9 protein-coding genes are annotated in these 7,215 nt (G+C 68.7%); 7 read left to right on the top strand and 2 right to left on the bottom strand.

Annotated elements, in window-relative coordinates; translation table 11 throughout:
• Positions 1-135 precede the first annotated feature (135 nt).
• Both AB0B89_RS33460 and AB0B89_RS33455 read left to right on the top strand, forming a co-directional pair.
• On the top strand, positions 136-900 hold the full coding sequence (locus AB0B89_RS33460; RefSeq protein WP_358560800.1) for a hypothetical protein: 765 nt from the start codon (positions 136-138) through the stop codon (positions 898-900).
• 217 nt (positions 901-1,117) lie between these two features.
• Positions 1,118-2,125: a polysaccharide deacetylase family protein gene (locus tag AB0B89_RS33455; RefSeq protein WP_358560797.1), complete on the top strand. Its 1,008-nt coding sequence runs from the start codon at positions 1,118-1,120 to the stop codon at positions 2,123-2,125.
• A gap of 13 nt (positions 2,126-2,138) precedes the next feature.
• Here the strand turns inward: AB0B89_RS33455 and AB0B89_RS33450 are convergent, their stop codons facing one another.
• On the bottom strand, positions 2,139-2,321 hold the full coding sequence (locus AB0B89_RS33450; protein ID WP_358560794.1) for a hypothetical protein: 183 nt from the start codon (positions 2,319-2,321) through the stop codon (positions 2,139-2,141).
• Positions 2,322-2,600: 279 nt separating this feature from the next.
• Between AB0B89_RS33450 and AB0B89_RS33445 the strand changes: the two genes are divergently transcribed.
• From AB0B89_RS33445 to AB0B89_RS33425, 5 genes are all read left to right on the top strand, one after another.
• Positions 2,601-2,750 (top strand): hypothetical protein, encoded by a 150-nt coding sequence (locus AB0B89_RS33445; protein WP_358560791.1) that lies wholly within the window; start codon positions 2,601-2,603, stop codon positions 2,748-2,750.
• Between the two features lie 118 nt (positions 2,751-2,868).
• Positions 2,869-3,879, top strand: coding sequence for a LacI family DNA-binding transcriptional regulator (locus AB0B89_RS33440; RefSeq protein WP_358560788.1), 1,011 nt, complete (start codon positions 2,869-2,871; stop codon positions 3,877-3,879).
• 43 nt (positions 3,880-3,922) lie between these two features.
• Positions 3,923-4,504 (top strand): IS607 family transposase, encoded by a 582-nt coding sequence (locus AB0B89_RS33435; protein WP_358560785.1) that lies wholly within the window; start codon positions 3,923-3,925, stop codon positions 4,502-4,504.
• A complete protein-coding gene (gene tnpB, locus AB0B89_RS33430) occupies positions 4,501-5,847 on the top strand; it encodes an IS607 family element RNA-guided endonuclease TnpB (RefSeq protein ID WP_358560783.1) in 1,347 nt (448 codons plus the stop codon). Before AB0B89_RS33435 ends, tnpB begins: the two co-directional genes overlap by 4 nt.
• Before the next feature lie 52 nt (positions 5,848-5,899).
• Entirely contained in the window at positions 5,900-6,055 is a 156-nt protein-coding gene (locus AB0B89_RS33425; RefSeq protein ID WP_358560781.1) for a hypothetical protein, read from the top strand.
• Between the two features lie 65 nt (positions 6,056-6,120).
• Here AB0B89_RS33425 and AB0B89_RS33420 read toward each other — a convergent pair whose 3' ends face one another.
• Complete coding sequence (locus AB0B89_RS33420; RefSeq protein ID WP_358560778.1) at positions 6,121-6,975, bottom strand: DUF1996 domain-containing protein; 855 nt, start codon at positions 6,973-6,975, stop codon at positions 6,121-6,123.
• Positions 6,976-7,215: the final 240 nt, after the last annotated feature.

Below are 7,215 nucleotides of genomic sequence, written 5' to 3'. Positions count from 1 at the left end.
GCCTGCCCTCGCCGGCCGACACGCGCAACGCCTGCGCCAGTTGGGCCAGCAGGACGCGCGGGTCGTCGGACAGCGGCGCCGGCGTCTCCGCCACCCAAGGACGCGCGGCCGGAGTTCAGCCCGCTTCCGGCTCCGGTGCAGAGCACGGCCACCACGTGGTCCGGGCGGCTGTACGAGCGGCTCCGCGAGATCGACCACAGCAAGGACGGCAAGACGAGCATCGCCTCGATCCCGCCCGGGCGGTTCGCGGTGGCGATGATGGAGATCGCCACCAGCGAGGGTGGCGCGCCCGTCCTGCTGGCGAGGCTCGAACAGGACGGCAGCCCTCTGTACGGGCCGCTGAAGAGCGCGTGGGAGACCGCCCACGACGACCTGGACGCGTTCCGCAAGGGCGTCGAGGACTGGTTCGACGGCGAGATGCAGCGCCTCACCATGCTGTACCGCCGTTACGTCCGGTGGGTCATCGCCGCCCTCGGCCTGGTGCTCACGCTGGTGTTCAGCATGGACTCGCTGGAGTACGGCAGGGCGATCCTCACCGACAACGCCATCCGGGCGCAGGTGGCCGCCACGGCCGACGGGGGAGCGCAGTCGCTGTCGGGCCTTCGGGACAAATGCCCCGACCATCCCGCCGACCCGTACGCCTGCGTGACCGAGGTGCTGTCGGCTCCGGCCTTCGTCCAGATCGTGGGGAACGCCCCGGTGTCGGTGAGGATCCCCGACAGCGGCAGCCCCAAGTGGATGTGGAACGGCGGGGAGTGGCTTCACCGCCTGGTGAGTCCCGGCCACTGGCCCGGGTTCCTCATCACGTTCTTCGCCCTGCTGTTCGGCGCCCCCTTCTGGTGGGACATCTTCCGCCGCCTCACCGGGATCCGGGTACGCGCCGGCGAGACCACGAAGTGACTCGCAAAACCCCCTAAACGCGGACAAATGACTACATATGGCGACATATGTAGAGTTGCCGATAAATGCGGAATAAGGTGCCAGGCTTGGCGTTCGCACGTCGTGGAAGTCCCAGGTCAGTGGGGTAGGAGACCCGTATCTCATTCCTCAGGATGGTTGGGGGGCCATGGCCATGGGGGGCTTCGGGATACGTGGTATCGGAGTTCTGTCACTCAGCGTGATCGCGCTCGCGGGGTGCGCGGAGGGGAAGACCAAGGTCGTGGCGCAGCCGGCCGCGTTGGGCAAGTCCGCCAAGCCGGCGAACGCCCAAGACGCGCGCAAGGCGGCGATGGCGAAGGCCGCCAAGGTCAAGGCGAACGAGCTCGGCCAGATACCCGTGCTCATGTACCACCGCATCGTCGCCAAGCCCGCCGGTACCGACGACCGGACTCCCGAGCAGTTCCGCGCCGAACTGGAGCGGCTGGCGAAGGACGGCTACGTCCCCATCACGGCCAAGGAGTACACCACCGGCAGGATCGGCATCCCCGCGGGGACCCACCCGGTCGTGCTCACGTTCGACGACTCCTCGCCGTCGCAGCTCACGCTGGACGGCTCGGGGGCGCCCAAGCCGGACACCGCCGTCGGCATCCTCCGGGACGTCGCGCGCAAGCACCCGGGTTTCCGGCCGGTCGCCACCTTCTACGTCATCAAGGACATGTTCGGGACCTTCGGGCAGGAGGCCCAGGCGCAGGTCCTCGGATGGCTGCGGGACAACGGCTACGACATCGGCAACCACACCCGCGACCACCTCAACCTGCGCGGCCGCTCCAAGGAGCAGGTCACCGAGCAGATCACGGCGGGACACAAGCTGATCACCTCGCTGATCAAGGACGCGCCGAGCACGCTGGCCCTGCCGTACGGCAACCAGCCGAGCACAAAGGACTGGGCGCTCCGCGGCTCGGCCGGGGACGTCCGCTACAACTACACCGGGGTCTTCCTGGCGGGCTACACCCCGGCGGCGTCGCCCTTCAGCAAGGACTTCGACCCGCTCGGGATACCGCGCATCAGGGCCATGGACAAGGTCGGCGACTGCGCCCGTTTCTGCTCCACGGCGTGGCTCGACTGGCTGAACGCCCATCCCGAGGACCGCTACACCTCCGACGGCGACGTCGGCACCGTGGCCTACCCGAAGTTCAAGAACCCGTACGCGGCGCCGCGCTACACCCGCTACTCGCTGCCCTACTGACGGCCGCCGGCCGTCAGTGCAGGTCGAGCGCCATGAGGACGACCAGCCCGATGAGGTGGGCCACCACGACGAACACGATCAGGAAGACGAACACGAACTTGGCCGGCCCATGCTCGAAGTGCTCCCCCTCCTTGAGGGGAGGCAACTGGGCGCGGCGCTCGGCCAGGCGCTCCTCGATGGGCTTGCGACCAAACATGAACTGCCTCTCGCTCGGGGCAATCGCTACCTTCGCCTGCCCACTGGAACCACAACGTCGGGGACCCCGTGGAGGCTTCCTGAACCAGAGCCCCCGATCCGCCGGGCACGCTATGAGCGTATATCCCGCCATGTCCGCCCCCCCCACCCGCCCAGCGGCGGGCGCATGGACGCGGGCCGGCGGGTTCGGGGGGCTCGGTGGACGGGCCCGTCGTTCACGACATATCGTGAGAATAATGATACGTAGCACGATGACGTCCGCCCCCAAGGAGAATGCACCATGACCCCCAAGAGCAAAAGGTCGCTCGTGCAGGAGCTCATCCAGGCGTTGACCAAGGTGACCTCGGGCGTCGTCGGCAACCCCATAAACCCGGGCCCGGTCGTCGACCCGAAAACCCACCGGCCCACCACCCCGCCCCGCCGCCGCTGACGCCGGATCCCGCCGCCTCGTCTCCGCCGACCGGGGCTCACCGCCACCATCGTGAGCGCCTGATAATCACGGCAGGCAAACGGTTGCCATCCCTGCCATGCCGTGTTTTCGTCCGTGCATGGACAATCGCGACAGCGTACAGCGACGTGTCACGATAAATGACATCGCGGAGGCTACGGGCTTCGCCGCGTCCACCGTGTCTCGCGCGCTGTCGCGGCCCGGCCGGGTGAACGCGGCCACCCGCGATCGCATCGTGGCGGTGGCCCGCGAACTGTCCTATGTGCCCAACACCCACGCCCGCGCGTTGACCTCGGGACGTACGGAAACCGTCGCGGTCCTGGTGTCCGACGTGACCAACCCGTTCTACTTCGGGCTGATCCGGGGCACACAGCACCAGCTCAAAGCCGCAGGCTACGCCCACCTGCTCATCGACACCGAGAATTCCGGCGAACTGGAGTCGCACGTGCTGTCGAAGATGCGGCAGTCGATCGACGGGGCGATCCTGGCCACCTCGCGGCTGTCCCGTCGTCTGCTCGCGGAGCTGGCCACCGAGCTGCCGTTGGTGGCGGTCAACCGCATGGTGCGCGGTGTCGAAAGCGTGGTGCTCGACTCCCCATCCGGTGTGGCGCAGGCGGCCGAGCACCTGATCTCGCTCGGGCACAGCGAGATCGTCTACATGTCCGGCCCGGAGAACTCCTGGGCCAACGAGGCCCGATGGCGCTCGCTGATCGCGGCGGGGGCCCGGCACGGGCTGCCGGTACGCCGTCTCGGTCCCTTCCCGGCCGGTCGGATGTCCGGATCGGCCGCCGCCGACGCGCTGATCAACACCCGTGCCACGGCGTGTATCGCCTTCAACGACCTCCTTGCCATCGGGATGCTCACCCGGCTGCGTGAGCGCGGGCTCGGCGTGCCCGGTGAGATCAGCGTCGTCGGCTGTGACGACATGTTCGGGGCGGATTTCTGCCACCCCACCCTCACCACGCTCGCCGCTCCGATCGAGCAGGCCGGGCGGGTGGCGGTGTCGATGCTGCTGGCACGCCTCAACGACAGTGCGCCGGCGACACGGCAATCGGCCGTGTTGCCGACGCACCTGATCGTGCGTGAGTCGACGGGTCCCGCCCCGCGCTAGGGGTGGCAACAGCTATCACTTCAGTATGTGTTAGTATGCATGGGTGAACTTGAAAGAGTGGGCTAAGGCACAGGGTGTCCACCCGATCACCGCTTACCGGTGGTATCGGGAGGGCACCCTGCCCGTGCCCGCTCGCAAAGTCGGGCGGCTGATCCTGGTCGGAGACATCGATCCCGCCACCCCGGGCGGCGCGACCACCGTGGTCTACGCCTGTGTCTGGTCGGCCGATCAGAAGGCCGACCTGGACGGCCAGGTCGCCCGGGTGGCGGCGTGGGCGACCGGGCGCGGCATGAGCGTGGACCGGGTCGTGACCGAGGTCGGTTCCGCCCTCAACGGGCGCCGCGAGAAGCTCCTGGCGCTTCTCGCCGATCCCGAAGTGGCCACGATCGTGGTGGAGCATCGAGACCGCTTCGCCCGCTTCGGCGCCGAGTACGTCGAGGCCGCGCTATCGGCCCAAGGTCGCCGCCTGCTGGTCGCCGATCCTGCTGAGGTCGACGATGACCTGGTGCGAGACGTCACGGAGATCCTCACCTCGCTGTGCGTCCGCCGGTACGGCCGCCGCGCTGCGGCGAACCGGGTGCGGCGCGCGGTGGCCGCCGCCACCGGAGGCGGGACGACCGGATGAAGGTGACGCAGGCCTACCGCTACGCCCTTGATCCCACCCCCGGGCAGGCCGCCGCCCTCGCCTCGCACTGCGGCGCGGCCAGGTTCGCGTTCAACTGGGGCCTGGGTGTGGTCAAGGTCGCCTTGTCCCAGCGGGAAGCGGAGAAGTCCTACGGGGTGCCCGAGGAGCACCTGACCGATGTGGCGTGGTCGCTGTACGGTCTGCGCCGGGCATGGAACGCCACCAAGGGCGTCGTTGCCCCGTGGTGGGCCGACAACTCCAAAGAGGCCTACAACAGCGGCCTGGACAACCTGGCGCGGGCGCTGAAGAACTGGTCGGCGTCTCGTAACGGCACCCGTCAAGGCCGCAAGATCGGCTTCCCTCGCTTCAAATCCAAGCATCGCGCCGCCCTGTCATGCCGGTTCACCACCGGCGCCATCCGCCTGGAGGCTGATCGCCGCCAGGTTACGCTGCCCCGGCTGGGGACGATCCGCACCGCTGAGTCGACGCGGAAACTGGCCCGCCATCTGGAGCGCGGCACCGGCCGGATCCTGTCGGCCACCGTCCGGCGGGAGGGGGGCCGCTGGCTGGTGGCGTTCACCTGCGAGATCGACCGCACCGACCGCATCCCCGTGAAGCCGGACGGCGTGGTCGGGGTGGATCTCGGCGTCAAAGAACTCGCGGTGCTGTCCACCGGCGAGGTCGTCGCCAACCCCAAGCATCACCGCTCGGCGCTCAGGCGGCTGCGCCGATTGAACAAGCGGCTCTCCCGCCGCGTCGGCCCGCACAACTCCGGCGGAGCCAGGCGTGAGCCCTCCGCCCGCTGGGCCGCGACCACAGCCGCCCTCGGCAAGGCGCACGCCCGCGTGGCCAACCAGCGGCGCGACGGCCTGCACAAGCTCACCAGCCGTCTGGCGCAAACCTATGGCACGGTCGTGGTCGAAGACCTCAACGTGTCCGGGATGCTCGCCAACCGGCGTCTCGCCCGAGTGGTCGCCGACGCCGGCATGGCCGAAGCGCGACGCCAGCTCGCCTACAAGACCATCTGGAGCGGCGGCAGGCTCATCGTCGCCGACCGGTGGTTTCCCTCCAGCAAGACCTGTTCGGGTTGCGGCGCGGTGAAAGCCAAGCTCGCCCTGTCCGAACGCACCTACGCATGCGCCGAGTGCGGCCTGGTCGCCGCCCGCGACCACAACGCCGCGCTCAACCTGGCCGCACTCGCGGCCGACGTCGCCCAGAGTCGCGGGGAGACGCTAAACGCCCGCCGAGGAGCGGTAAGACCCAGCACCCGTGCCGGGCGCGCACCGGTGAAACGGGAACCCCGGAAACGGGGAACGCTCCGGTGCAAGCCGGAAGCTGTCTGAGGGAGTGCTTACCAAAGCGCACTCACAGGCAACGGTAGCTGACGATGTTCACTTGACGACGGTACTGGTCGACGCGCCGGTGTCGTTGATGATGACCGGGGTGGTCGGCAGGGTCGTGTACGGCGGGCTGGGAAAGCTGTTGGCCGGGGTGCCCTTCACGCCGGAGAGCACCATGTTCCACACGCCGTTGACCCAGCCGCCGATCTGACTGTAACGGGTGTACCACTGCTGCTGGGAGTAGGGGCCGACCTTCGATGGCGGTGTCGCCGGGCGTTACGGCTTCTTCGGATCCTGCCCGTAGCCGTTGCACTGGCGTCCGCCGTTGATGCAGTAGCCCACGAGGTAGGCCTGGCGCGGCGCGTTCCACCCGTTCATGAAGTCGTAGTGGAAGGTGTACGCGGCGCCCGAGGCGAGGGCCAGACCGCTGGTGTTCCCCCCGGCCAGCGGATACGGGACCTTGGCTTCGAGCATGGGCAGAGGTACGGGGTGGTCCGCCGGGCAGACTCCCCGGACCGGCCATGCCATGTGGGACTTGTGGTCGGCGCTGTCCAGGTGCACGCCGTCCCAGCAGCTCGGCGCCTTCAGCCGGGCGACCAGGGATGTGCCGCTCGGGCACGATGCGGGGAAGTCGGCGCCCTCGTAACCGGGGCACTTCCAGGTGCCTTGGTACGCGGAGGCGTCCGTCGCGCGGGCATCGCCGACGACGAGCCGGAACCCGGGCGGGAACGGCTGGACGGTGCGGTAGTCCTTGACGCCGGACTTGTAGTAGATCGTTGGCTTGTCCGGCAGCCGTACGGCGCCGTTCTGCAACAACGTCGGGAACCAGTACCCCGACGCGTCGAGCGTGTCCTCGCAGGACGTCGCCCCACCGACCAGCGCCTGCGGGGTGGAGTTCGCGTTGGTGGCGGGGTTGCCGACGAACGTGTGGTTGTGCGACGCGCCTGGCAGACCCGGGAACACGATCGGGTCGTCGCTGAGCCGATGGGTGACGGTGCAGTTCGCGTGCATCTCCTGGTACTGCGCGAACGGCGGATCGTCGGCCACTTGCACAGCACCGGCCGCTTGCGTGGCGCCTGCCAGCGTCAGGACGAGCGCGGCCGTCGCGACCGTGAGGGTGCGAATACTCATGACGGCTCCTTGGCGATCTGAGTATCGGAAGTGGGTGGAATCCGGACTTTATTACGGCAATGTTGCAGCGGAAAGCGCTTGCCAAAAGTTGCCACCGGGCATCCGGCCACCCCCAGGTGATCGTTTCCAGGCAGGTCAGAGGCGTGTGGTTGACTCCGGCTGGAGGAGATCCGCGAGATCGGCGACCGCGTCACCGTGCTCAAGGACGGCAGGACCGCCGCCGTCGGGCTTCCCGCCCGC

It is taken from the genome of Sphaerisporangium sp. NPDC049002 (assembly GCF_040649355.1).
In the GTDB taxonomy this organism is placed as follows: domain Bacteria; phylum Actinomycetota; class Actinomycetes; order Streptosporangiales; family Streptosporangiaceae; genus Sphaerisporangium.
Note: the sequence above shows the minus strand (reverse complement) of the source record. Positions and strands in the feature narration are given on the sequence as shown.